Source organism: Peptoniphilus timonensis JC401 (genome assembly GCF_000312025.1).
Lineage (GTDB): Bacteria > Bacillota > Clostridia > Tissierellales > Peptoniphilaceae > Peptoniphilus_A > Peptoniphilus_A timonensis.
The window spans coordinates 164,970-188,586 of sequence record NZ_HE978595.1; the positions used below are offsets into that span (position 1 = coordinate 164,970).

Genomic DNA, 23,617 nt, shown 5'->3' on the forward strand with positions numbered 1-23,617 from the left:
AAAAGACGCTCCAGTAATTGTAATAGTTATTGCAAATACAGATATTTGCAAAACTTGGGTTGAAGAAGCATCACTAACCGCTGCTTACTTGCAACTTCTTTTAGAAGAAGAAGGTCTATCATCTTCTTGGATCAATGTTAAAGAAGGAAACACAGCAGGAAAAATTTCTTACGAAGAATATTTTACAGAAAACTTTGGAAGTAAAAAAACCATACAAAGCACAATGCCTAATTCCTATTGGCTATAAGAAGTCAGGAACAAAGGACCACGAAGAATTTGATATATCTTCAAAAGTTCACTACAACAAATTTTAATTTATACTAGTAGAAAATCCGATTAATTTCGGATTTTTTTAATATTAAAAAAGATCCACCTAAAAAGGTGAATCTAAATTTTATTTAAATAAACTTACTATAAAATCTATTAATTTATCCAAGAAACTCTTTGTATTTTCTACTGCTTTTTCTCCTTCAGGAGAATTTAAAAAATTTTGAAGCCTTATCCTTGTACTTGACAGCAGTGTCTGCTACCCTATTCCAATCCACATCTGCATTTTTCATATTGTTAAAAAGACTAACTAACTTATCTTCTTGGTTCTTTGTCAAATTAATATTGTAATTATTTGTCACATTTTCAATTATAAGCCTTACTTCATTTTCATCTTTTGGCATATTTTTCGCCATGGCATCTTTGATTTCATATATTATGTCATTTGTTTTTTCATCGCCAAGTTCTTCAGAGAGTTTTTGTTTGAACTACTAATTCTTCATTGGCAACTTTCTTTAAATCTTCTGGCAATTCTTTTCCAGTATTTTCTTCATAAGCTTTTAAAATTCCCGTCAAAGCTGCTGTACCACTTACCTTTCCAGGTGCAGTTACATAAATTTCTGCATCTTCGACACCAACAGTATTAAGAGCGTTTATAAAGGCATCTTCTTTTACAACTCTTATGTTATCAGATAATTCAACAGTGAGTCCACTGCCAGCTTTTTGATATCTGACAATAGCTGAAGAAATTGCCTTGTTTCCAATTTCTTTTGAAGTCAATACATCTCCAAGATACTTATATTCTTCTGCATTTGTAACTTCTATTATTTTTGCATCATCAGATGCATTCATTTCACGAAGCATTTCATTCTTTTGATTATCTTTTAAGTCAGCACCAAGAGTTACAATTTCATCGCCTTCCTTAGCAAAAACAAAGCTAGGTAAAAGGGCAAGAGAAAGTCCCAGCACAATAAATTTATTTCTTATCTTCATAACATCCTCCATTTTTTATTATCATAACAATTATATATGAATAATATTTAAAAAGTATGTGAAATTTATCTGTCACTTATTAAGAATTTCTTAAAATTTTGTTTTTTATCCTTTGAGAATTTTTATCTTATAATTTTAAATTATATTCACAAGAAAAAAGAGCCGGTTTCCCAGCTCTTTAAATCTTAATTTATTCTTCATTTTCTTCATGAAATCTAATCATATCTTCAAATATAAACCACATATCTTGGACTTCGTCTTTTTTTGTTGAGGAGAAAGGAATTATGTTTTCTCTGTGTTCTACTCCCAATTTTTTTGCTATTAGAGAAATTTGTTTATCTACTTGAGATCTTTTTATTTTGTCCTTTTTTGTTGCGATAACTATTCCTGAAAATCCTGAATCTAAAATATAGTCATACATCTGCTTATCAAGGGCTGTTGGTTCGTGTCTAATGTCCACAAGTAATATTGTTTCTAAAAGATTTTCTCTATTTTCAAGATATCTATTGATTATGCCTGCCCATTTTTCTTTTTCTGATTTTGCAATTTTTGCATACCCATAACCAGGCAAGTCAACTAGACGCAGGTCATCATTCACTTTGTAAAAATTTATTGTCCTAGTTTTTCCTGGTGTGGATGATGTTCTGGCAAGATTTTTTCTATTTAGCATTGCATTTATAAAAGATGATTTTCCAACATTGGATCTGCCTGCAAAAGCGAACTCCGGCAAATTTTCTTTAGGATATTGTTTTTCTTCTACTGCAACTTTTTCTAAGTCAGCCTTATTTATCTTCACTAAAATCACCTATCGCAATCTCTGCAACTTCTTCAAATTTAGAAACTGGTCTTATGTCTAATTTTTTAATAGCTTCTTCTTCAATTTCTTTTAAGTCTCTCTTGTTTTCTTCTGGAATTATTACTGTTTTTACTCCATATCTTTCAGCTGCCAAAAGTTTTTCTTTTAGTCCGCCAATTGGAAGAACTTTTCCTCTTAGGGTAATTTCTCCTGTCATGGCAACGTCATTTTTCACAGGTTTTTTGGTCAATGCAGACAAGACTGAAGTTGCAATTGTAATTCCCGCAGATGGTCCATCTTTTGGCACAGCTCCTTCTGGAACGTGGATGTGGATATCTGTATTTGTCCTAAAGTCCGGATCAATTTTATATTTATCTATATTAGATGCAATGTGAGAAATAGCTGCTATGGCTGATTCTTTCATTACATCTCCAAGAGAACCTGTTAGGGTTAATTTTCCTTTTCCTGGCATAACAGTTGCTTCTATTACAAGGCTTGTTCCACCTACTTCTGTCCATGCAAGTCCATTAACTGAACCAACTTCAGGAGTTTTTTCTGCTTCAGATATTAAATAAATTTTTTCTCCAAGGAAGTCTTCTATATTTCTAGTAGATACAGAAACTTTTTCCAAGTCTTCTTCTACTATTTTAAGGGCAGATTTTCTTATTATCTTTGAGATTTGCTTTTCAAGTCCCCTAACTCCAGATTCACGAGTGTAATAGTCTATTATGTCTTTAAGGGCTCTTTCAGAAATATTTATATTTTCTTTTTTAAGTCCATTTTCTTCGATTTGCTTTGAAACTAAATATTTTTTTGCAATATTTAATTTTTCATTATGAGTATATCCTTCTATTTGGATTACTTCCATCCTATCAAGAAGAGGTCTTGGTATAGTTGATGTGGAGTTAGCTGTGGCTATGAAAAATACCTTTGATAAGTCAAAAGGAAGTTCTAAATATCTGTCTGTAAAGGAATTGTTTTGTTCAGGATCCAAAACTTCTAAAAGGGCAGAAGCAGGATCTCCCTTAAAATCATTTCCTACCTTATCTATTTCGTCAAATAAAAATACAGGGTCGTTTTTTCCAGCTTTTTTTATCAGTGATATAATTCTTCCAGGAAGAGCTCCAATATAAGTTCTTCTGTGACCTCTAATTTCAGCTTCGTCAGTCACTCCACCAAGACTCATGCGGACAAATTCTTTATTTAGAGAATTTGCAATTGACTGTGCAATTGAAGTCTTACCAACTCCAGGAGGTCCAACTAAACAGAGTATAGGTCCTCTTCCCTTATTGCCAGACAAAATTCTAACAGCAATAAATTCTAATATTCTCTCTTTAACTTTTTTAAGTCCATAATGATCTTCGTTTAAAACTTTTCTAGCTTCGCCAATATTAGTTTTTTCTTCTCCACTTTCTAACCAAGGAAGGTCAATTATCCAGTCTAGATAATTTATTAAAAGAGAATAATCTGGAGATTGTGAATTCAAATTGCTAAGTTTTTGGACTTCTTTTAGTGCCTTATCCTTAACTTCTTCAGGAAGTGCTTTTTCTTCGATTTTTTTCTTGTAAGATTCAGTTAATTCTTCCTCATCTTCTCCATCTCCAAGTTCTTTGTGAATAACTCTTAGTTGTTCCTTCAAGTAATATTCCTTTTGAACCTCGTCCATTTTCTTTTTAACTTGGTCATTTATGTTTTTTCTATGGAAAGAATTTCAATTTCCTTTTTCATAATCTCATGAAAGGCAACAAGTCTTTCATAAATGTCTGTTGTCTCCAAAAGTTTTTGATAGTCCTCCAATTTTAAATTCAAATATCCCACAACTGTGTCAATAAATCTTGATGGATCATCAGTGTCAGCAATATTTGATATAAGACCTGGGAAAAATTTTTCATCGAGAGATGAATAAGATTCTATATCGCTAAGGGCAAGTCTTAGTGCAGCTTCCACTTCTTCGTCTTCTGTAAAGTCACTTTCCTTGTCATGAAGGATTTCTATTTCTGCTTCTATCATTTCTTCTGTGATATTAAGTTCAGAAATTTTTGCCCTTTCTTCGCCCTCGACTAAGACTCTCACAATTCCACCAGGCAGTTTTAAAATTTGTTTTATAGTTGCCACAGTCCCAATTTCAAAGATATCTTCTCTCTTTGGTTCTTCGACTTCCAGTTCTCTTTGAGCTACCAAAAATATTTTGGAATCTTTCATTTCTGCTGCATCTATTGCATTAAGAGAAATATTTCTCCCACAGTCAAAGTGCATGACCATGTGGGGAAAGATAACTAGATCTCGAAGTGGGATAAGTGGTAATTTTATTTTATCCATTTTTCACCTTCTAAAAAAGCCGTGGCAAGCACGGCTAATTATTTATTTATTTTTTTATTAATTCAGCAGCTTCAGTTCCATCCACTGATTCTTTTGTTATTTTTACTGCTTTGATGTCATCTCTTGAAGGAATTTCGTACATTACATTCATAATAGTATTTTCTATAACGCCTCTTAATCCTCTTGCACCAGCTTTTTTCTCAATTGCCTTTCTTGCAATATAAGTTAAAGCTTCATCATCAAAGATTAAATCAACATCATCAAACTTTAGAAGTTCTCTATATTGTTTTACTAGAGCGTTTTTTGGCTTAGTCAAGATTTCAACTAAAGCCTCTTCATCTAATTCTTCAAGAGTAATAGTAACAGGTAGTCTACCTATAAGTTCAGGAATTAGACCGAACTTTAAAAGATCTTCAGTTTCTACCTTTTGCAAAATATTTTCTCTATTAGCTTTCTTATCCATGATTTCAGAACCAAAGCCCATAGAAGATTTTGCAGTCCTATTTTCTATAATTTTGTCAATTCCGTCAAAGGCTCCACCAACAATGAATAGGATATTTGAGGTATCAACTTGAATAAATTCTTGTGAAGGATGTTTTCTTCCACCTTGTGGTGGCACATTGGCAACAGTCCCCTCAATAATTTTTAAGAGAGCTTGTTGAACTCCTTCGCCACTTACATCTCTTGTGATAGATACATTTTCAGATTTTCTAGCAATCTTATCTATCTCGTCAATATAAATAATTCCTTTTTCTGCTCTTTCAATGTCGTAATCAGCATTTTGAATAAGTTTCAAAATAATATTTTCAACATCTTCGCCAACATAACCAGCTTCAGTAAGAGTAGTTGCATCGGCAATAGCAAAGGGAACATTTAAAAGTCTGGCAAGAGTTTGTGCAAGTAAAGTTTTACCAGAACCAGTTGGTCCAATCATTAAAATATTGGACTTTTGAAGTTCAATATCGCTGCTAACCTTCCTATTTGATGAAATTCTCTTGTAGTGATTGTAAACAGCAACAGCAAGAGCACGCTTGGCATCTTCTTGCTTAACCACATATTGATCCAAGATTTCTTTTATTTCAGCAGGCTTTTTTAATTCAAAGTCCTTCTTCATTTCTTGGGGAACTTCATTTTCTAAGATTGTGTGACATCTTTCGATACACTCATCACATATATTGACATTAGGTCCAGCAATCAATCTATTCACTTGGTTTTGCGTTTTGCCACAGAATGAACATCTTAAAATTTCATCTGTATTAGACATATCTCACCTCAAGATCTTTTCTCAATAACTTTATCGATTAAACCATAATCTTTTGCTTCTTCAGAATTTAACCAGTAGTCCCTATCAGTATCTCTTTCGATCTTTTCTAGGTCTTGACCAGTTCTTTCAGCAAGAATTTCATTTAATTTATGTCTAATTTTTAAAATCTTTTCAGCATTAATTTGGATGTCACTTGCCTGACCTTGTGCTCCACCTGATGGTTGGTGAATCATAATGTCAGAGTTTGGAAGAGCAAATCTCTTACCCTTAGCACCTGATGCAAGTAAAAATGCACCCATAGATGCTGCCATTCCAATACAAATTGTTGATACATCTGGCTTTATATAATTCATAGTGTCATAAATCGCAAAGCCTGCAGAAACAGATCCGCCTGGTGAATTTATATAAAGTTGAATATCCTTATTTGGATCTTCAGCTTCCAAAAACAAAAGTTGGGCAACAATTAAATCTGCCATAGTATCATTTACTTCGCCACTTGCAAAAATAATTCTATCTTTTAAAAGTCTTGAGTAAATGTCGTAAGATCTTTCGCCTCTATTAGTTTGTTCTACTACCATTGGCACTAGTGCCATTTAATCACATCCTTGATTATTTATCTTCTTTAGCTTCTTCTATATCCTCATCAGAAATTTCTTCTGGTTCAACAAATTTTGCCTTTTCAACAAGAGTTTCAATAGCTTTTCTCTTTTGAAGGTCATCTCTAACAACGTCCTTGTTTTCGTTAAGCATGTATTCTCTCATTTTTTCCATGTGGTCTTTGTCGTCCTTGAAGTAATCTTCAACAACTTTGTTTACTTCTTCTTCAATTTCTTCATCTGTTATTTCAATTTTCATGTCTTTAACAAGAGCTTCAAGAGCAAGGTCATTTTTTACAGTTTTTTCTGCTTCAGGTCTCATAGTATTTTTGAAATCTTCAAGACTTTGACCAATCATCTTGATGTAGTCTTCAAAGCTAATACCTTGAGCTCTTAAACTTTGGTCATAATTTCTAATCATGTCATCGATTTGAGCATTAATCATTCCTTCAGGAATGTCTGCTTCAATCATTTCGCCGATTTTATCAATAGCTCTTCTTTGTTTTTCCATTTCAGAAGTTGTCTTAAATTCTTCTTCTTTTTTCTTTCTAAGATCTGCCTTAAATTCATCAAGAGTGTCAAATTCAGAAATATCTTTAACAAATTCATCATCAAGTTCTGGAAGTTCTTCATAAGAAATTCCATTTAATTTAATTTCGAATTTAGCATCTTTGCCAGCTAAATCTTTTTGGTGATAATCTTCTGGGAATTTAACAGTGATGTCAAATTCTTCGCCAATTTCATGTCCAATTAATTGTTCTTCAAAACCTGGAATAAATGTATTAGAACCAATCTTTAAATCTTGGCTTTCAGCTTCTCCACCTTCGAAGTATTTTCCGTCAACAGAACCTTTAAAATCGATGTTTACAGTGTCGCCATCTTCTACCGCTCTGTCATCAACATTTATAATTCTTGCGTTCATTGCTCTTTGGTTTTCAACTTCAGAATCAATAAGTTCATCAGTTACTTCAAGAGTTGGGTCTTCGATTTCAATTCCTTCGTAATCTTTAATTTCAACTTCAGGTCTAACATCAACAGAAACATTAATAACAAGGTCTTCAGCCTTTTCAATGCTTTCTTCGTCAATATCAATATTTGGTTGGTCTACAACTTTAAGATCTAATTCTTTAATTGCATTTTCATATTCTTGAGGAAGAAGTTCATTAATAGCATCTTCAAAGAATACATCTTTACCATACATGTTTTCGATCATATTCTTAGGAACATGACCCTTTCTAAATCCAGGAATTTGGAAGTATTTTTTATTTTTCTTATAAACTTCATTTTCAGCTTTTTTTATATCTTCTCTTTTTAAAACAATGTCAAAAAAGACAGTGTTGTTTTCTTTCTTTTTAATTTCCATTTCAATTGCCTCCTAGCTCATCGCGTTTTTCATATCTCTATATTATAACATAAATTATTTTAAAAACCTATTAAATAGCTCTGTCCTTTAGTATCTTAGAGAGAATCTCCATCTCTTCATCATTAAGAGTTATACCCTTAGACATCTTTTGATGGTCTTTATCCCATTCTCTCAAGTCATACTTAGCTGGTCTGTCATTAAAAGAAACCTTGTTGAGTTCCTTTGTCCAGCCCTTAGCACTTTCAGATAAAACTCCCAAGTGCTCAGTAATCTCAAATTTAAAATCGCCCATACTACCTAACCTTTTCTACTTCATTTATAATATTTTCAATTGCTTCATCAGCAGAAATTTCAGAATTTTCCATTTCCCTTCTAGTTGAATACTCAACAATAGAATCAGCTGATTTCTTTCCACAAGTAATTCTTAGCGGAATACCAATAAGGTCTCTATCCTTAAACTTGACTCCAGCTCTTTCCTTTCTGTCATCAAGTAAAACTTCTACACCCTTAGCTTGAAGTTTTTCATAAATCTTTTCTCCAAGAGCAACTTGATCTTCGTTTTTAGTATTTACTATAGTAACAATTGCTTCATAAGGTGCCACAGACATTGGCCAGATAATACCATTATCATCGTGGTTTTGCTCAATAACTGCTGTTACAGATCTTGTAATACCAACTCCGTAAGAACCCATATAGAAATAATTTGACTTTCCATTTTCATCTAAGTAAGTCGCATTTAAAGCTTCTGAATATTTTGTACCCAATTTAAAAATATTACCAACTTCTATGCCTCTAGCGAATTTATACTCTTCATCAGTTCCAGGAACCTTGTCGCCTTCAGCTACAAGTAGAAGATCATCTACAACTTCGCCTTCAAAGTCACGACCATAATTTGCATTGATGTAGTGGTATTCACTTTCATTAGCACCAACAACAAGATTGTCCATTTCAGTAAGTCTCTTATCAAAAATCATTCTGACATCAAGACCAAGAGGACCAGTATAACCTGGGCTAGACTTAATAGCTTTGATTTCCTCGTCGTCCATCATTCTAATATCATGTTCAGCAACTCCCGTATAAGAAACAAGCTTTGCAAGATTTAGTTCCCTATCCCCAGGAATAAACACAATAACAGCTTCATCTCCAAGCATTAAATCCACTGCCTTGGCACATCTCTTTTGATCAACCTTTAAGAAAGAAGAAACCTCTTCAATAGTCTTTGCATTTGGAGTATTAACTTTTTCAAGTTCCTTTTTATCTTCAGCTTCTGGAAGAATATATTCAACAGGTGCCTTTTCTTCAGTAGCACCAAATTTTCCAGACTCAGAATAAACAATTACACCTTCGCCAGTTTCTGAAAGAGCAATAAACTCATGAGAACCAGTGCCTCCCATAGCACCATTGTCCCCTTCAACAATTTTATAATCAAGCTCTAGCCTATCAAAAATCTTTTCATAAGCATCGTACATATTCATATAAGCAGTGTGAAGAGTCTCAGGTGAAGTATCAAAAGTATAAGCATCCTTCATAGAAAATTCTCTTGCCCTATTTATACCAAATCTAGGTCTCTTTTCGTCTCTGTACTTAGTTTGAATTTGGTAAAGATTAAGAGGAAGATCCTTATAAGACTTAACTTCGTCCCTTATAAGAGTCGTAAAATATTCTTCAGCAGTTGGTCCAAGACAAAACTCTCTGTCATTTCTATCCTTTAACTTAAACATTTCAGGACCAAACTTTTCCCATCTACCAGACTCTTTCCAGATTTCAGCAGGTTGAATAGCAGACATTAAAATTTCCATAGAACCAGCCTTATCCATTTCTTCACGAACAATATTTTCAATTTTTCTAATAGATCTATAGCCAAGTGGCAAGTATGTATATACACCACTAGCAGATTTTCTAATCATACCTGCTCTTAGAAGAAACTTGTGAGATGCAATCTCTGCATCTTGTGGATCCTCCCTAAGAGTTGGCATATAAAGTTTTGATAATCTCATATTACCTCCATAATAAAAAGTATTATAATAAATAAAATAATTTTCTACAAGTTTTTACATAAAATCTCATAGCACGCTATTTTTATTATACTATAAAGACTAGAAGACTTCACAAAATTGTTAGAATTAATTTATATTCCTTACATCCTTTTCTATTAAAAAATTTAAAATAAAAAATATCAGTTAAACTAATTTAAATAAAATTTTTGCAAAACTTTTAAAGCTATTGTTTTAAACATAAATATGTAAAAATAAAAATTTTGCCTTAAAAATTTCAAAATAAAAATGCCTATCCTAAAATATTTAGAATAAGCATAAATTAAAAGATAATTTCACGCCTCTCCAATAGCTACGACTAGGCGTAGATATCAGAGTGGCGTGAAAAATAAATTAAATATCAACTTGTGTCAAATAAAAAAAATTTCGAAAGTACTGATAATTACCCCATTTTTTAATCCACGCACCCATGGGGGGGTGCGACATAAAAGCACCTCGCAAATTTTTAATAACTTTTAATAACCCTTGTCGAAGTCTACTATATTTTTGAAGTCGCCATCATTTCTAAGAGCTTTTAAATTTTGATAAGCTGTGGCAAATTGTCTATAACCAAGATCTTCACAGGAAAATGAAATATGAGGATAGATGTAGACATTTTCCATTTCCCAAAGTGGAGAATCTTCACTTAGTGGTTCTTCCTCAAAAACATCTAAGGCTGCACCTCTTACTTTTTTAGATTTTAAGGCATCAATTAGAGCTTCTTCATCAATAGTTGCCCCTCTAGATATATTTACAATTACAGAATCATCTTTTAAATTTTCAAATCTTTCTTTATTCAAAATATGATGAGTTTTTTCAGTACCTGGCAGGCACATAATAATATAGTCCATCTCTGGCAAAATTTTATCTAGCTCATCTAGTGAATAGACATTATCAAAGGGTTCTACTTTTCTTCCACTTGTGTTAAAACCATTTAATTCCATATCGAAACCCTTGAGTCTCTTGGCACCTGCAAGAGCTATTGTTCCAGTTCCCATAAATAGTGCCTTCTTCCCATAAAGATTGTATGAAAAAGATCTTTTTCCCCAAGCTTTTTTATTTTGATTTTCTATATTTTTTCTGTCAAATTTATTAATTTGTAAAAGTCCATAAACTATCCACTCAGCTATTGGGTCGTCGTAGGCACCATTATTGTTGGACAAAATTATTTCATTATCTTTAATATATTCCAAATCTAGAAAATCTATTCCAACTGATGTCAAAAAAATATATTTTAAATTTTTGTGATTTTTGTAATTTATTTTTTTTAGATTTATTGCTCCAATTAAAATATCTTCACCGTAGTCATCTTTTTCATTGGGATTATTTTCATCATAAGTTAAAACTTCGTAACCTAGTTTTTCAATTTTTTTTCCATATTTTTTTGCAAAAGGCGCTGCAATTAAAACTTTCATTTTTACCTCCATTTTTATTTACATAAAAGTATTTCTATCTTTAATAATTTAATTCGAATTCTAATTAAATTATAGGACATGTGAGATTTTTAGTAAATAGGCGGCTTATTGTAAAAGTTTTTTAAATATAATATAATTATAAAGTAGATGAAAGGAGTCTTTATGAGCTTTTTTAGAACTTTACCAACAAAACTTAGTTTTAATACAAGTGAAAAAATTCAAATAGCAAATGCCGAACTCACTAGCGGAGAATTCGCAATAGCTATAGATATCTTAAATGGCGAGGACTCTTATGTAACGAATATTGAGTTTGCAGTAAAATTCAAATCCATTGAAAAGTCTTATCTCTTTAATGGTCGTGAATTTTATTTTCAACAAGCAGTAAATATTGCACCTTACACCCGCTATTTCTTGGATCCTTTTATCCTTGATGAAAGATTTTATGATGCAAGGGCAATTGACATTTATATTTCCAAATATACAGCTGATGGAAAAAATTATAACTGCTCTGATAAAAAATATGAAATTAGTCTTCCAGTAATACCTGAGAAAAAACGTGCACAAATAAAGGAAACTCTCGGCGAAGGCATAAAAACTTATGGCGAAAATCAAATTGATTTTTGGAGATGCGCTTGTGGTTTTATAAATGAAAAAGAAACTAATGAATGTGAATTTTGTGGAAGAAACAAGAGCTTTGTCTTAAACAATCTAACAGAAGCTCTAATAAACTCCAAAATTTTAAATGTAATTGAAAACACAAGATCAACATCTGATATTAACTTAAAAAACTTAGAAACCCACTTAACTCAAACAAACCTCTCAAAAATTGCTCCAAATACCAAAAGTCTAAAACTCGATAGGACCAATGAAGTGAGTCCAAAAAAATCCAAATCTTTTTCTGGCAAAAAAGTTTTCTTCACTATCGTTTTTATAATTTTCTTTTCTATAGTTTCTCTTTTTATAATAAACATTGCTAAAACTTCGAGAAACGAAAGCAAAATTGACGACGCAAAGAGCCTTGCCTCAAGTGGTGAGTACAGAGAAGCTCTTAAAATGTATACTGAAGCGACTAAGGACAAAATGAGTCCCGAAAACTTAAATGAAATAGATAATTTAAAGAAACTTGTAGCCTCTGATGAATTTTTCCAAAAGGGTCAAGAGCTTTTTGAAGAAAAGGATTATATAGATTCCGCCTACAATTTTAAAAAGGTAATTCAAGAAGATGAAAAAAATTATAAATTAGCTCAAGACAAACTTCTTTCTATAGAAAATATTATCTTGGAAGAAGTAAAATCTTCATATCAAAATGACAAGACCGATGCCCTTTTACTTTTAAACTCTTATCTCAATGTTGTGCCTGAATCTGCAAAGGCGTCAACTTTAAAAAGAGAAATTGAAAGTGCGAGCAATTTAAATGTTCAAAAAAGCGAAAATTTAAGAGAAAGTTTTGAAAAAGAAGAAAATGAAAAAGATTCCGCAGAAATGGCAAAAAAATCCTACGAACTTCTTCACACTTATAGAAATGTTGCCACAGACAAGGCAAATCTTAGAAATGAACCAAGCGTGGACTCTGACATCATAAAAGTCTTGGATAAGGAAACTGAACTCTATGTTTTGGAAACAAAAATCGAACAGAGCGAGCGAATCTGGTGTTATGTTGAAGTTAAAAATGCAATTTCACAAGAAAATTTAAGAGGTTGGATTTCCAATAAAACCTTAAATTAATCTATCTCCACTTAGGTGGAGATTTTTTAATATTAAAATTTTTAAAATAAATGAACCTTTTTATGTCCTAAATAGTCTTATAAGTAGATGCATCTAAGAGAGGAGGATAAAATGAATCGTGAAATAAAATTTACAGAAGAAGATTTTGAAAAATTAAAGTCTGGCGACAAAGATTCCTTTGACCTCCTTTACGAGGAATACTACCTAGTCTTATATAGGACTGGTCTCTTGATCTTGGGAAATAAGGAAGATGCCGAAGATGTCCTCCAAGACACTTTTGTTTCAATTTATAAAAACGCAAAATCTCTTTCTGATTTTGAAAAACTAAGACCTTGGATCTTCTCTATCTTAAAGAACACTTCCTACACAAGATGCAAGAAGAGGAAGAGAGAGTTCCCCGATGAATTTGTCCTTGATAAGACGGAAGAAAGTCCAGTGTATCTTGGAGAAGATGACTATGCAGAAAAATCTGAGATACAAGATGCCCTCATGAATTTAAAAGAAAAGGAAAGAGAAGTCCTAGTCCTATATTATTACAATGACTTCTCCATAGAAGAAATCGCAAAAATTTTGAATACATTTAAAGGCACAGTGAAGTCTAGACTTTATAGGGCTCGAAAAAATTTAAAGAAAGAACTTTTAAAAACAAGTGAAGTATATGAAGGAGAGTTATTATGAAAGATTTTGATAAGTATATAAAAAATGAACTAAATAAGTCTGTTGAAGATTCTTCTCCTTCTGATTATCTTAAAAATAAAATTGATTTAGAAATCAATTCACAAGAAGAAAAAGGAGAATTTAAAATGAAAAAAAGATTTGTATTAGTGGCAGCTGCTGCCCTTGTACTTTCAGCAGGAGTCTTTGCTGCAGGAAAAATTACTGGAACAATTTCATCTTCATCGTCTCACTATAACTACACAAACTATACCGACATGGCTAAGGCAGAAAAAAAGGCTGGCTTTGAAACTTATGCCCCAGAAAATTTAGGAGAATATAAGTTTGATGGAATCACAATAGATAATATAGCAGATATTGATGACACTGGAGCAAAATTAAATAAGAGAAAGGGAATTGATGTAGATTACAAAAATGCTGATGACGATATAGTAATGCTCTCAATTGACAAACGTCCCGACAATTCAAAAACTGTTGATAAACAATTTTATCATGAGATGAGAGATATTAAGGGCGTGCAAGTTTATTATTCAAGATTGGAAAGCGTCGTTTTACCAGATGAAAAATATGCAACAAAAGAAGAACTTGAAAGATCAGAAAAAGATCCTTTCTTTAACTTAGCTATTGGTTCTGATAAAAGAGAAGAATCAGCTTCAAAGCACCTACTCTTTGACTATAAGGATATCCAATATTCTTTAATGGCTGGAGATGATATGGACATAAATGAATTTTATAAAATGGCAGAAGATATTATAAAATAATTTTTTCGCGGTTAGTTAAATAAAACATTTTTCTTAAACATTTGATAGTTGTAAATTTTTAAAATCTAAACAGCAAAAAAGGACCCTCACGGTCCTTTCTTTTTTATAAGCTTAATTTGTAGAGCTCATTTTCTTATACATTTCTATGTTAGTGTCATTTAAAAACTCGTAGGCTGCATTTATTTCTTGGAATTTTTCTTTTGCTCCAGCTTCCTTATTTAAGTCTGGGTGATATTTTTTTGCCATCTTTCTGTAGGCAAGTTTTATTTCATATTTGTCTGCTGTGTAATTTACCCCAAGAGTGTCGCAGGCTTTTTCATATTGGTCTTTAAAGCCGTAAGAAGCACCAGGTCTAGAAGATGATGAGCTTCCTCCATAATTATTTCCATAGGAACCCCCATAGTTATTGCCATAAGTTCCTCCTTGATTTTCGTAAAATCCGCCATAACCTGCTTGTCTAAAGAATTCTTCAAATTCAGAAAAATCATCAAAACTTGTCCAAGTAAAGCCGCCAAAATCTTTAAATCTTTGATTAAATTCTTCTTCTCTTTGCTTTCTCTTTTCTTCCTCTTGTCTAAGTCTTTCTCTTTCTTTTTTCTCCCAATAAGCTCTTCCATATCCAGAGATACTTTCGAATTCATTTTCTTTTCCAAGAAGATAGTGATCTGCCCTATCGTAGAAAAATTCTGTAACCATGTAGTGGGCATACTTCAAAAAAGATTCTGACACATTTCCAAGTAGTGGGACGATTAATGCCAAAACAATTAAGGTGTAGAGCCAATTATTTTGAGTTAGTCCTCTCCAAGCAAAGGGATTTAATAACAAGAGTATTATTAAACATCCTCCCATGGAAATTATGTACAATAAAAATCTTCTAACTGCAGAAAATAAATCCACAGCAATATTTACTATTACAATTAAAAGGGTCAAGAGAAGGTCAAAAAATTTCCCAAGTCCCTTATAAAAATATCCTAAAATTTTATTCATTCTTTATTCCTTTTCTATATTCTTCTAAAAATTTCTTGTCTTCAATGACAAGTCCCCACTCATTTGCCAAAAATTCAAGGTGGTGGGTAAATTCGTGAAGCAAAACTTCTTCTAGCTTTTCCCTAAGTCTGTCACTTGATGAAAATCTGTACATTTCCATAAAGGATCCGTAATAAATTTTTATCATATTGCCAAGGACTGACCTTTGATATTCTCCCATAACTAGGAGATCATCATTTCTCGCTTCTTCGTGATATTTTTTATCTTCTACTAAGATTATACCGCCATTTAAGTGATCAAAGGCATAAGCTGGTATGGATTCACAGATTTCATCTAAAATCTCTTCCACCTCATCAATCCTATTTAGATAATAGTCATCTTCACTTTCCTCTTCATAAGAAGGATAATTATTTGAAATTATTTCTCTATCTTCTTCCTTATCTTCATGATCCTTCTCACTTATGAAACTATCGTCTTCCTTTGTCTTTGGAAGTTCAATGTTTTTATCTGAATTTAAAAATATCTCATCTTCTCTTTTATCATAAATTTCTTGAATCAATTCAAGAGGAATATCAAAATTATTTTCTCCATCGCTATAAAAAATTTTTTTCCCATTTTCATCAATCATAATTTCACCTACAAAATAAAAAACTGTAGAAAACTACAGTTTTATCTACTTTATTTAATTATAATACCCCAAGTTAAAATTTTCCACACATCTTAAATATCATCGCAATCTGCAAGTTTTTTCCCTGGAACTGATGAGAGGAGTTTCTTTGTGTAAGCTTCTTTAGGGTTTTCAAAAATTTCTTCTGAATCTGCATACTCCACACATTCACCGTGATACATTACAAGAACTTCTTCTGCCACGTGTCTAACAACAGAGAGGTCGTGAGATATAAAAATCATAGAAAGACCAAGATCTTTTTGCAAATTTTCCATTAAGTTTATAATTTGTGCTTGAATAGAAACATCAAGAGCAGATGTTGGTTCATCAGCGACAATTATCTTTGGATCAACTGCAAGAGCTCTTGCAATGGAAATCCTCTGTCTTTGACCTCCAGAAAATTCATGGGGATATCTCTCCATGTGATATTCTGATAAGCCACAAATTTCCATGGTTTCAAGAACTTTTTTATAAATCTTTTTCTTGTCTTTTTTCTCCAAGCAAATTTCTTATGCCCGATGCAATAATATCCTTACATTTTTTCTTGGATTAAGGGAAGAATAAGGATCTTGAAAAATCATTTGGACATCTCTTCTGTAAGCTTTTAATTCTCTTTGATTTTCCTCTAAAATATTTTTCCCTTGATAAATTATTTCTCCACTGGCATCAGGATAAAGACCCATTACGCACCTGGCAAGAGTTGATTTACCAGATCCACTTTCTCCAACTACTCCCAGTGTGTGGGAAGTCTTTAAGTCAAAGGAAATATCATTAACTGCCTTTAGAGTCTTGTTTTTATTTAATTTGAATTCCTTGTTTAAATTTTTGACCTGTAAAATTATTTTATCTTCCATATAATCACCTGTACAAGAAACAACTTACCTTATGTCCATCAATATCAACTTCTTCAGGTATCTTTTCTTCACAAATTTTCATTTTTTCATCGCACCTGTCACAGAAGTTGCAACATTCTGGAAGATCTATTGGATTTGGCACAGATCCTCTAATTGTGTATAGCTCATCCTTTTTCTTGTGAGCACTTGGTATCGCCTTAATTAGTCCTCTTGTGTAAGGATGAAGTGGATTATTAAAAATATCTTCAGCCTTTGCTCTTTCCACAACTTTACCTGCATACATTACATTTACATAATCTGCAATATCAGACACAACTCCAAGATCGTGAGTTATAAAAATAATAGAAGCCTTCATATCTTCTTTTAATTTTTTCATAAGTTCCAAGACTTCTTTTTGGATAGTCACGTCTAAGGCTGTCGTTGGCTCATCTGCTATTAAAAGTTTTGGAGAAGATGAAAGTGCCATGGCAATCATAATTCTTTGTCTCATACCGCCAGAAAGTTCGTGAGGATAAGAATTGTAGACATCTTCGGCCCTATCTATTTCAACTTTTTTTATCATCTCAATAGATTTTTCTTTGGCTGTTTTTTTGTCCATCTTAAAGTGAGTTCTAAAGACTTCAGACATTTGGTAACCAACTTTTAGGGCTGGATTTAAGGAAGTCATTGGTTCTTGAAAAATCATTGAAATTTCATTTCCCCTAATCTTTCTAAGTTCTTCAGCCGAAAGTTCTAGGAGATTTTTCCCTTGAAAATTTATTTCTCCAGAAATTTTTTCAAGAGAGGACTTGTCAAGTAAACCCATAATTGCAAGTGTTGTCACAGATTTTCCCGATCCACTTTCTCCAACAATAGCCGTTGTCATCCCGTCACGAGTATTTATATTTACTTTATTAACTGCTTTTACAATTCCTTGAGAGCTTTTAAAAAAGACTTCAAGGTCTTTTATTTCTAATAACATATTACCTCCTGAACTTTGGATCAAAGGCATCTCTTAGGGCGTCGCCAACTATATTTAAAACTAAGATAGTAAGGGCAATTGCTATACCTGGAAATAATGTTATGTGAGGATAATTTCTTATATAAGCTCTCCCCTCAGATAGCATTTGACCCCATTCTGCTTCTGGTGGCATAATTCCCATTCCAATAAAGGAAAGTGAAGCTGCAGATAAAATAGCAGTCCCAACTCCAATAGTTGCTTGAACAATTATAGGCGCAAAACAGTTGGGAAGAATTTCTGCAAAAATTAATTTAAAAGTTTTAACACCAGCAAGTCTTGCTGATTCAATGTATTCTAAATTTTTTACGGACATAACCTGACTTCTAACAATTCTTGCATAGGAGGGAATAGATGAAAGAGAAACTGCCAAAATTAAATTTCTCATTCCTCCACCAAGGGCTGCTGCAAGGGCAATGGCAAGGACAAGTTGCGGAATTGATAATATTGTGTCCATAACTCTCATTATTATGGCGTCAAAAACTCCTTCATAATATCCTGCAAAGGCACCAATAATAACTCCAATTACTGTTGAGATAATTACTGATGAGAATCCAATTTTTAGAGAAATTTGGGCTCCCTTTAGGACTCTTGAAAATATGTCACGTCCAAAATTATCTGTTCCCATTAGGTGCTCTGCACTTGGTTTTAAAAAATTGTCTTTTGGAAATTGTTCTGTATAGTCGTAAGGTGCAAGGAAATCTGCAAAAATTGCCGCAAAAATTATTAGAATTAAAATTCCAAGAGCGACAACTGCAATTTTGTTCCTCTTATAATATTTAAAAAATGTTTTAAATCTCTTTAACATATCTCACCTACTTGTACTCTGACTTTATTCTAGGATTTATAAATCCGTAAAGTATATCCACTACAATGGAAATCACTGAATAAACTATGGCAATAAGCATAATTGCCCCAAGGATAATTGGATAGTCACGAGTTTTTATGGAATCAACCATTAGTCTTCCAATTCCTGGTATAGAAAAAATAGTTTCTGTCAATATACTTCCACCAAGAAGTCCACCTGCTTGAAGTCCAATTGTTGTTATAACTGGAATCATTGCATTTTTTAGAGCGTGAACAAAAATAATTTTTTTCTTGCTAAGTCCCTTTGAATAAGCAGTCCTAATATAATCCTTGTCCAAAACATCTAACATGGCAGATCTTGTCATCCTCATTATTACTGCAGATGATTGAAATCCAAGGGCAAACCAAGGCAGGATCATCTGCTTTATGGAAGAAAATCCTGATGCAGGTAAAACTTTTAATTTTGTAGAAAAAATTATAATTAATAAAAGTCCTGACCAGAAAATTGGCATGGCAAGTCCAATCATTCCTAAAGCTGTGATAATGGAATCAACAAAAGTATTTTTGTTTAAAGCTGCAATAACTCCAAAAGTTATACCCATTATAATTGCAATAATAAGAGCTCCACCTGCTAGTTTTATAGTAGTTGGAAAAACTCTTAAAAGTGCTTCTGTAACTGATCTTCCTGATTGATAACTTGTACCTAAGTCAAAATGTAGGACTAGGTTCTTTAAGTAATTACCATACTGAACCAAGAAGGGTTCATTTAGTCCTAGACTCTCTCTTATAGCTTCTACTGTTTCCTTTGGAGCATTGGGGCCTGCTGCTGCAAGGGCAGCATCTCCAGGTGATAGATAAAGAAGCAAGAATACAATAAAACTTACCCCTAAGAGGGTAGGTATTAAAATCAAGAGTCTTTTTAATACATATTTTGTCATATCTAATCCTTTCTTTCCTAGAAAAGACAAAATTCACCAAATAAGAACTTGGTGAATTTCAAAAAAATTATTTTTCTAATAATGTTACATCTTTAAGTTCTTGTGGATATTTTGGAAGTAACTCTAGTCCTTCTATCCTATTGTTAGCTGCCACAAGTGTTTCACCATAGCAAATGTATAACCATGGATATTCTTCATTTATAAGCTCTTGAGCTCTCTTATAAATTTCAGCTCTTTTTGCTTCATCAACTGTTGAAAGACCTTCCTTCATTAAATTATCAAGTTCTTCGTTGCCAAAGTACATATAGTTTGGTCCTTGACCCTTATTTGAAGTATGGAAAGGTTGGAAAAGTTCATAGTGAGCATCAACAATTGATGGGTTCCAACTCATGATGAACATGTTGTGTTCTTGCCTTTTTAGTGCATCAACAAAAGCACCCCATTCAAGTCTTTCTACATTAAGACCAATTCCGTATTCCTTTAATTGAGCTTGCATCATAGTTGCAACATTAACTCTTTGAGCATTGTCAGATGTGTAAATTGAAAGATTTGTTCCTTCTCCCACGCCTGCTTGTGCAAAAAGTTCCTTTGCCTTTTCTTTATTTACTTTATTTGCTTCAAGTGAATCAGCAATTGAGTATTTGAAGTTAGGGTTAATTGGACTAGTTGCAAGCTTTCCACTGTCCATATAAACAGTTTCAAAAATTGAATTCATGTCAATTGCATTTATCATAGCTTCTCTAGCTTCTTTCTTGTCAAAAGGAGCCTTTTCCATGTTAAATCCAATAAAGTGTACTGAGTTGTCTAATTTTCTATAAAGTTTTAAATCTTCACTTTCTTCAATGTTAGAAATTTCTGCTGGGTCAACCTTATAAGCTAAGTCAACTCCACCACTTTCAAGTTCAATAATTCTTTGAGATGCTTCTAGTATTACCTTCATTTCAATTCCAGCAATTTGTGGCTTATCTCCCCAATAATTTTCATTTACTGAGAAAGTAGCGTGGTCATTTTGAATCCATTCATCTAGTACAAAAGGACCAGTTCCCATTGGTGCAGTAGCAAGGTCTGCTCCACCTTCAACATATTTCTTTGAAAGAATTGAAACTGCTGGGTGAGAAAGTGAGTTTAGAAAAGCTGCATCTGGTTCAGTTAATTTAAAAGAGAAAGTCAAGTCGTCTTCTTTTTGGTAAGAATTCTTGTCGATTTTTCCATAAAATGGTTTGAACTTTTCAGTTTCTGCTGCTCTATTTAGTGTAAAAAATTACATCATCAACAGTAAGAGGATCTCCATTGGAGAACTTAACTCCTTCTCTTAGTTTTATCTTAAAAGTTTGTGGGTCAGGGTTTTCAATAGATTCTGCTAATGAATTTACAATTTCGCCCTTTGCATTTCTCTTAACCAAAGTATCATAGACTTGGATTAAGATGTTTTCAGCATAATCGTCATTAATTGAATCAGTTTCTAGAGTAGTAGTATCTTCTGAAACTGCTACCTTTAGAACTTTTCCCTCTTCATTAGACTTATCATTAGAGGAACAAGCCGTCATAAATAGCGAAAGCACTAAAAGCATTCCAATAATTAATCTTTTTTTCATTATCATTTTCCTTTCTTAAATTCTTTTTATATCTGCTCCAAGATTTCTAAATTTTTCTTCAATTTTTTCATAACCTCTGTCTATATGATGAATTTCAGAAATTTCAGTTTCGCCTTCAGAAACTAATCCCGCAAGTATAAGTGCAGCACCTGCTCTTAAATCTGTCGCAGAAACTTTAGATCCGTATAATTTGTTCTTACCCAAAAGTATAGCTTCTCTATCTACTACTTTGATTTTTGCACCCATTTTTTTAAGTTCTTCTGCGTGCATAAATCTGTTTTCAAAAACTGTTTCTATAACAGATGATTGACCTTCAGCTTGAGTGAGTAGTGCCATAAATTGCGCTTGTAAATCTGTTGGAAAACCTGGATGAGGAAGAGTTTTTATTTCTATTGGTTTAATTTCATCTGTTCCAATTACCCTGACTGTTTCTCCATTTTCTATTACCTTGGCGCCAGTTTCTTCTAATTTTGCTATTACAGGTTTTAAATGAGAAGTTATAATATTTTCTATAGTTATATCTCCTCCAGTAATTGCTGCTGCAACCATAAAAGTTCCAGCTTCAATTCTATCTGGTATTACTTGGTGAGTACATCCGCCTAACTTTTCAACACCCTTGATTTTTATAGTAGAAGTTCCTGCACCAGTTACCTTTGCTCCCATTTTATTTAAGAAGTTTGCAAGATCGACAATTTCTGGTTCCATGGCACAGTTTTCCATAACAGTTTCGCCTTCGGCAAGAACTGCTGCTGTCATTATATTTTCAGTTGCTCCAACTGATGGGAAGTCAAGATAAATTCTAGTTCCAACTAATTTGTCACATTCTGCCTTAATTTCTCCATGAGTCATTTCAATTTCTGCACCTAATGCCCTAAAACCCTTTAAGTGCAAATCAATTGGTCTAGATCCAATATTACAGCCTCCTGGAAGAGAATTGTAAGCCTTATTTAATTTTGCAAGAAGTGGTCCCATGACAAGAAAAGATGCTCTCATCTTGCTCATTAGTTCATAGTCAGTTTTATAAGAGTTAAGACCACTTGGATCTATGACAAGTCTATTGCCAGATTTTTCTATTTTAAGTCCAAGTTTCCTTAAAACCTCTGTAATTATTTCAACATCTTTAAGTTCAGGAACATCTTCTAAAACTATTTCTTCTGTTCCAAGAATAGTTGCTGCTAAAATTGGCAGCGCTGCGTTCTTTGCACCTGAAATTCTAACCTTGCCCTTTAATGGGCCCTTTGATTTTACTAATATTTTATCCAAAAGGATTCCTCCTATATTATTTTATTAATATCTATTTAATAATTATATCATAGACACTCTTAATATATAAGGAGTTAAAACAATGGCTATTAATAAAATATTTAATTATGATAAAATATCTTATTATAGAAAAGGAGTCTTATATGAGAAAATTTATCCGTGAAAAATATAGAGATGTGGAAGAATCTATTTATGCCATAGACTATTCTAGCATCTATGATGATTTTTATTAATTTTGGAGTCGGCGATCCCGATCTTAGGACAGACGAAACTATAATAAAAGAAGCCTATGATTCACAAATGGCTGGACACACTCACTATGCAGACCCACAAGGTTATATAAAATTTAGAGAGGCTATTGCAAAACTTTATGAAGAAGACTTTGGGGTAAAATGTGACCCAAAGGAAATTTTAATAACTATGTCTGGAACAGAAGCTATGTTCTTAATCCTTCAGGCAATTTTAAATAAGGGCGATGAAATTATTGTGCCTTCCCCATATTTTAGCGTCTATCCCGATCAAATAGAAATGGCAGGAGGAAAAACTGTCTTTTATGACACAAAATTTGAAAATAATTTTGAAATTATTCCCAGTGAACTTGAAAAAATAATAAATAAAAATACAAAGGCCATAATTATAAATACTCCCAACAATCCCACAGCTGCTGTTTACAGTGACAAGATCCTAAAAGAAATCTATGATATTTGTGTAAAACACGACATCTTGGCAATATGCGATGACATTTACACAATTTATTCCTATGAATCTAAATTCTCTCCAATGATAAAATATGACAAAAATTTTGAAAGAGTTATTTCAATTTCTTCCATGTCAAAGGATTTTGTCATGACTGGCTGGCGACTTGGAGCTATCGTGGCTCACGAAGATCTAATAAAAGCAGTAAATGCAATTCATACCAACACAGTCTATGCAGTCCCAACGATTTGTCAATATGCTGGTGTAATTGGCATTGAAAATAGAAAGAAAATTTGTCCAGCTCTATATGAAGAATACAAGGAAAGAATGTATCTTGCCTATGAAAGATTAAAAAATTTAAAATATGTAGAAGTTATGAAACCCAAGGGAACTTTTTATATTTTCCCAAAGATAAATGTCCCTGGCATGACTACAAAAGAAGTTGTAAAAGAAATTTTGGAAAAGGCTCATGTAAATGTAATTGATGGCAAGGCCTTTGGCGAAGCTGGAGATGGCTTTATTAGAATTGCCGTTACAGTTAATAAAGATAAAATCAATGAAGCTTTTGACAGAATAGAAAATTTAGATATTTTTAAAAAATAATTT

At 32.7% G+C, this 23,617-nt stretch carries 23 protein-coding genes and 2 pseudogenes; 5 read left to right on the forward strand and 20 right to left on the reverse strand.

Features of this window, described 5'->3' with window-relative positions:
- On the forward strand, nucleotides 1–247 hold a 247-nt coding region (locus HGPT_RS06065; protein WP_483466379.1), incomplete at its 5' end, for a nitroreductase family protein.
- Nucleotides 248–470: 223 nt separating this feature from the next.
- On the opposite strand, the gene HGPT_RS10060 is transcribed toward HGPT_RS06065, so the two are convergent.
- The 10 genes and pseudogenes from HGPT_RS10060 to HGPT_RS06110 form a co-directional block, all read right to left on the reverse strand.
- Complete coding sequence (locus HGPT_RS10060) at nucleotides 471–707, reverse strand: DUF1002 domain-containing protein (protein ID WP_342626071.1); 237 nt, start codon at nucleotides 705–707, stop codon at nucleotides 471–473.
- Between the two features lie 28 nt (nucleotides 708–735).
- On the reverse strand, nucleotides 736–1,260 hold the full coding sequence (locus tag HGPT_RS10065) for a DUF1002 domain-containing protein (protein WP_245544162.1): 525 nt from the start codon (nucleotides 1,258–1,260) through the stop codon (nucleotides 736–738).
- Between the two features lie 190 nt (nucleotides 1,261–1,450).
- Nucleotides 1,451–2,056 carry a ribosome biogenesis GTP-binding protein YihA/YsxC gene (yihA, locus tag HGPT_RS06075; protein ID WP_019138948.1) on the reverse strand — a complete coding sequence of 202 codons (606 nt, stop codon included), beginning with the start codon at nucleotides 2,054–2,056 and terminating at the stop codon, nucleotides 1,451–1,453.
- Nucleotides 2,043–4,375: pseudogene (lon, locus tag HGPT_RS06080) on the reverse strand (endopeptidase La). The gene yihA and the pseudogene lon overlap by 14 nt, the downstream one beginning before the upstream one ends.
- A gap of 46 nt (nucleotides 4,376–4,421) precedes the next feature.
- Nucleotides 4,422–5,639, reverse strand: coding sequence for an ATP-dependent Clp protease ATP-binding subunit ClpX (gene clpX, locus HGPT_RS06085; protein ID WP_019138949.1), 1,218 nt, complete (start codon nucleotides 5,637–5,639; stop codon nucleotides 4,422–4,424).
- An 8-nt stretch (nucleotides 5,640–5,647) separates the two neighbouring features.
- Nucleotides 5,648–6,232: an ATP-dependent Clp endopeptidase proteolytic subunit ClpP gene (gene clpP, locus HGPT_RS06090; protein ID WP_019138950.1), complete on the reverse strand. Its 585-nt coding sequence runs from the start codon at nucleotides 6,230–6,232 to the stop codon at nucleotides 5,648–5,650.
- 16 nt (nucleotides 6,233–6,248) lie between these two features.
- Nucleotides 6,249–7,598: a trigger factor gene (gene tig / locus HGPT_RS06095; protein ID WP_019138951.1), complete on the reverse strand. Its 1,350-nt coding sequence runs from the start codon at nucleotides 7,596–7,598 to the stop codon at nucleotides 6,249–6,251.
- A gap of 70 nt (nucleotides 7,599–7,668) precedes the next feature.
- On the reverse strand, nucleotides 7,669–7,890 hold the full coding sequence (locus HGPT_RS06100) for a YdbC family protein (RefSeq protein WP_019138952.1): 222 nt from the start codon (nucleotides 7,888–7,890) through the stop codon (nucleotides 7,669–7,671).
- A gap of 1 nt (nucleotide 7,891) precedes the next feature.
- A complete protein-coding gene (locus HGPT_RS06105) occupies nucleotides 7,892–9,595 on the reverse strand; it encodes a proline--tRNA ligase (protein WP_019138953.1) in 1,704 nt (567 codons plus the stop codon).
- Nucleotides 9,596–10,107: 512 nt separating this feature from the next.
- Complete coding sequence (locus HGPT_RS06110) at nucleotides 10,108–11,046, reverse strand: phosphoglycerate dehydrogenase (protein WP_019138954.1); 939 nt, start codon at nucleotides 11,044–11,046, stop codon at nucleotides 10,108–10,110.
- Nucleotides 11,047–11,208: 162 nt separating this feature from the next.
- Between HGPT_RS06110 and HGPT_RS06115 the strand changes: the two genes are divergently transcribed.
- The 3 genes from HGPT_RS06115 to HGPT_RS06125 all read left to right on the forward strand — a co-directional run bounded on the left by HGPT_RS06115 (nucleotide 11,209) and on the right by HGPT_RS06125 (nucleotide 14,207).
- A complete protein-coding gene (locus HGPT_RS06115) occupies nucleotides 11,209–12,771 on the forward strand; it encodes an SH3 domain-containing protein (protein ID WP_019138955.1) in 1,563 nt (520 codons plus the stop codon).
- A 111-nt stretch (nucleotides 12,772–12,882) separates the two neighbouring features.
- Nucleotides 12,883–13,449 (forward strand): RNA polymerase sigma factor, encoded by a 567-nt coding sequence (locus HGPT_RS06120; protein ID WP_019138956.1) that lies wholly within the window; start codon nucleotides 12,883–12,885, stop codon nucleotides 13,447–13,449.
- Nucleotides 13,446–14,207: a hypothetical protein gene (locus HGPT_RS06125; protein ID WP_019138957.1), complete on the forward strand. Its 762-nt coding sequence runs from the start codon at nucleotides 13,446–13,448 to the stop codon at nucleotides 14,205–14,207. The genes HGPT_RS06120 and HGPT_RS06125 overlap by 4 nt, the downstream gene beginning before the upstream one ends.
- Nucleotides 14,208–14,318: 111 nt before the next feature.
- Here HGPT_RS06125 and HGPT_RS06130 read toward each other — a convergent pair whose 3' ends face one another.
- From HGPT_RS06130 to murA, 10 genes and pseudogenes are all read right to left on the reverse strand, one after another.
- Nucleotides 14,319–15,194 carry a DnaJ domain-containing protein gene (locus tag HGPT_RS06130; protein ID WP_019138958.1) on the reverse strand — a complete coding sequence of 292 codons (876 nt, stop codon included), beginning with the start codon at nucleotides 15,192–15,194 and terminating at the stop codon, nucleotides 14,319–14,321.
- Nucleotides 15,187–15,822: a metallopeptidase family protein gene (locus HGPT_RS06135; RefSeq protein ID WP_019138959.1), complete on the reverse strand. Its 636-nt coding sequence runs from the start codon at nucleotides 15,820–15,822 to the stop codon at nucleotides 15,187–15,189. The genes HGPT_RS06130 and HGPT_RS06135 overlap by 8 nt, the downstream gene beginning before the upstream one ends.
- 92 nt (nucleotides 15,823–15,914) lie before the next feature.
- Nucleotides 15,915–16,136, reverse strand: a complete 222-nt coding sequence (locus HGPT_RS10545; RefSeq protein WP_342626072.1) for an ABC transporter ATP-binding protein — start codon at nucleotides 16,134–16,136, stop codon at nucleotides 15,915–15,917.
- Nucleotides 16,137–16,187: 51 nt separating this feature from the next.
- Nucleotides 16,188–16,715, reverse strand: a pseudogene (locus HGPT_RS06140) (ATP-binding cassette domain-containing protein); the annotation flags it as partial.
- A 4-nt stretch (nucleotides 16,716–16,719) separates the two neighbouring features.
- Nucleotides 16,720–17,676: an ABC transporter ATP-binding protein gene (locus tag HGPT_RS06145; RefSeq protein WP_019138962.1), complete on the reverse strand. Its 957-nt coding sequence runs from the start codon at nucleotides 17,674–17,676 to the stop codon at nucleotides 16,720–16,722.
- 1 nt (nucleotide 17,677) lies between these two features.
- Nucleotides 17,678–18,520, reverse strand: a complete 843-nt coding sequence (locus tag HGPT_RS06150) for an ABC transporter permease (protein WP_019138963.1) — start codon at nucleotides 18,518–18,520, stop codon at nucleotides 17,678–17,680.
- A gap of 7 nt (nucleotides 18,521–18,527) precedes the next feature.
- The gene (locus HGPT_RS06155) at nucleotides 18,528–19,457 is read right to left on the reverse strand and encodes an ABC transporter permease (RefSeq protein WP_040542764.1); all 930 of its coding nucleotides are present in this window, start codon (nucleotides 19,455–19,457) and stop codon (nucleotides 18,528–18,530) included.
- A 67-nt stretch (nucleotides 19,458–19,524) separates the two neighbouring features.
- Nucleotides 19,525–20,661, reverse strand: coding sequence for an ABC transporter substrate-binding protein (locus HGPT_RS06160; RefSeq protein ID WP_245544172.1), 1,137 nt, complete (start codon nucleotides 20,659–20,661; stop codon nucleotides 19,525–19,527).
- A gap of 40 nt (nucleotides 20,662–20,701) precedes the next feature.
- Nucleotides 20,702–21,052, reverse strand: a complete 351-nt coding sequence (locus HGPT_RS10070; protein WP_245544163.1) for an ABC transporter substrate-binding protein — start codon at nucleotides 21,050–21,052, stop codon at nucleotides 20,702–20,704.
- A 15-nt stretch (nucleotides 21,053–21,067) separates the two neighbouring features.
- Nucleotides 21,068–22,315: a UDP-N-acetylglucosamine 1-carboxyvinyltransferase gene (gene murA, locus HGPT_RS06165; RefSeq protein WP_019138965.1), complete on the reverse strand. Its 1,248-nt coding sequence runs from the start codon at nucleotides 22,313–22,315 to the stop codon at nucleotides 21,068–21,070.
- A 219-nt stretch (nucleotides 22,316–22,534) separates the two neighbouring features.
- Between murA and HGPT_RS06170 the strand changes: the two genes are divergently transcribed.
- A complete protein-coding gene (locus tag HGPT_RS06170; RefSeq protein ID WP_245544164.1) occupies nucleotides 22,535–23,614 on the forward strand; it encodes an aminotransferase class I/II-fold pyridoxal phosphate-dependent enzyme in 1,080 nt (359 codons plus the stop codon).
- Nucleotides 23,615–23,617: the final 3 nt, after the last annotated feature.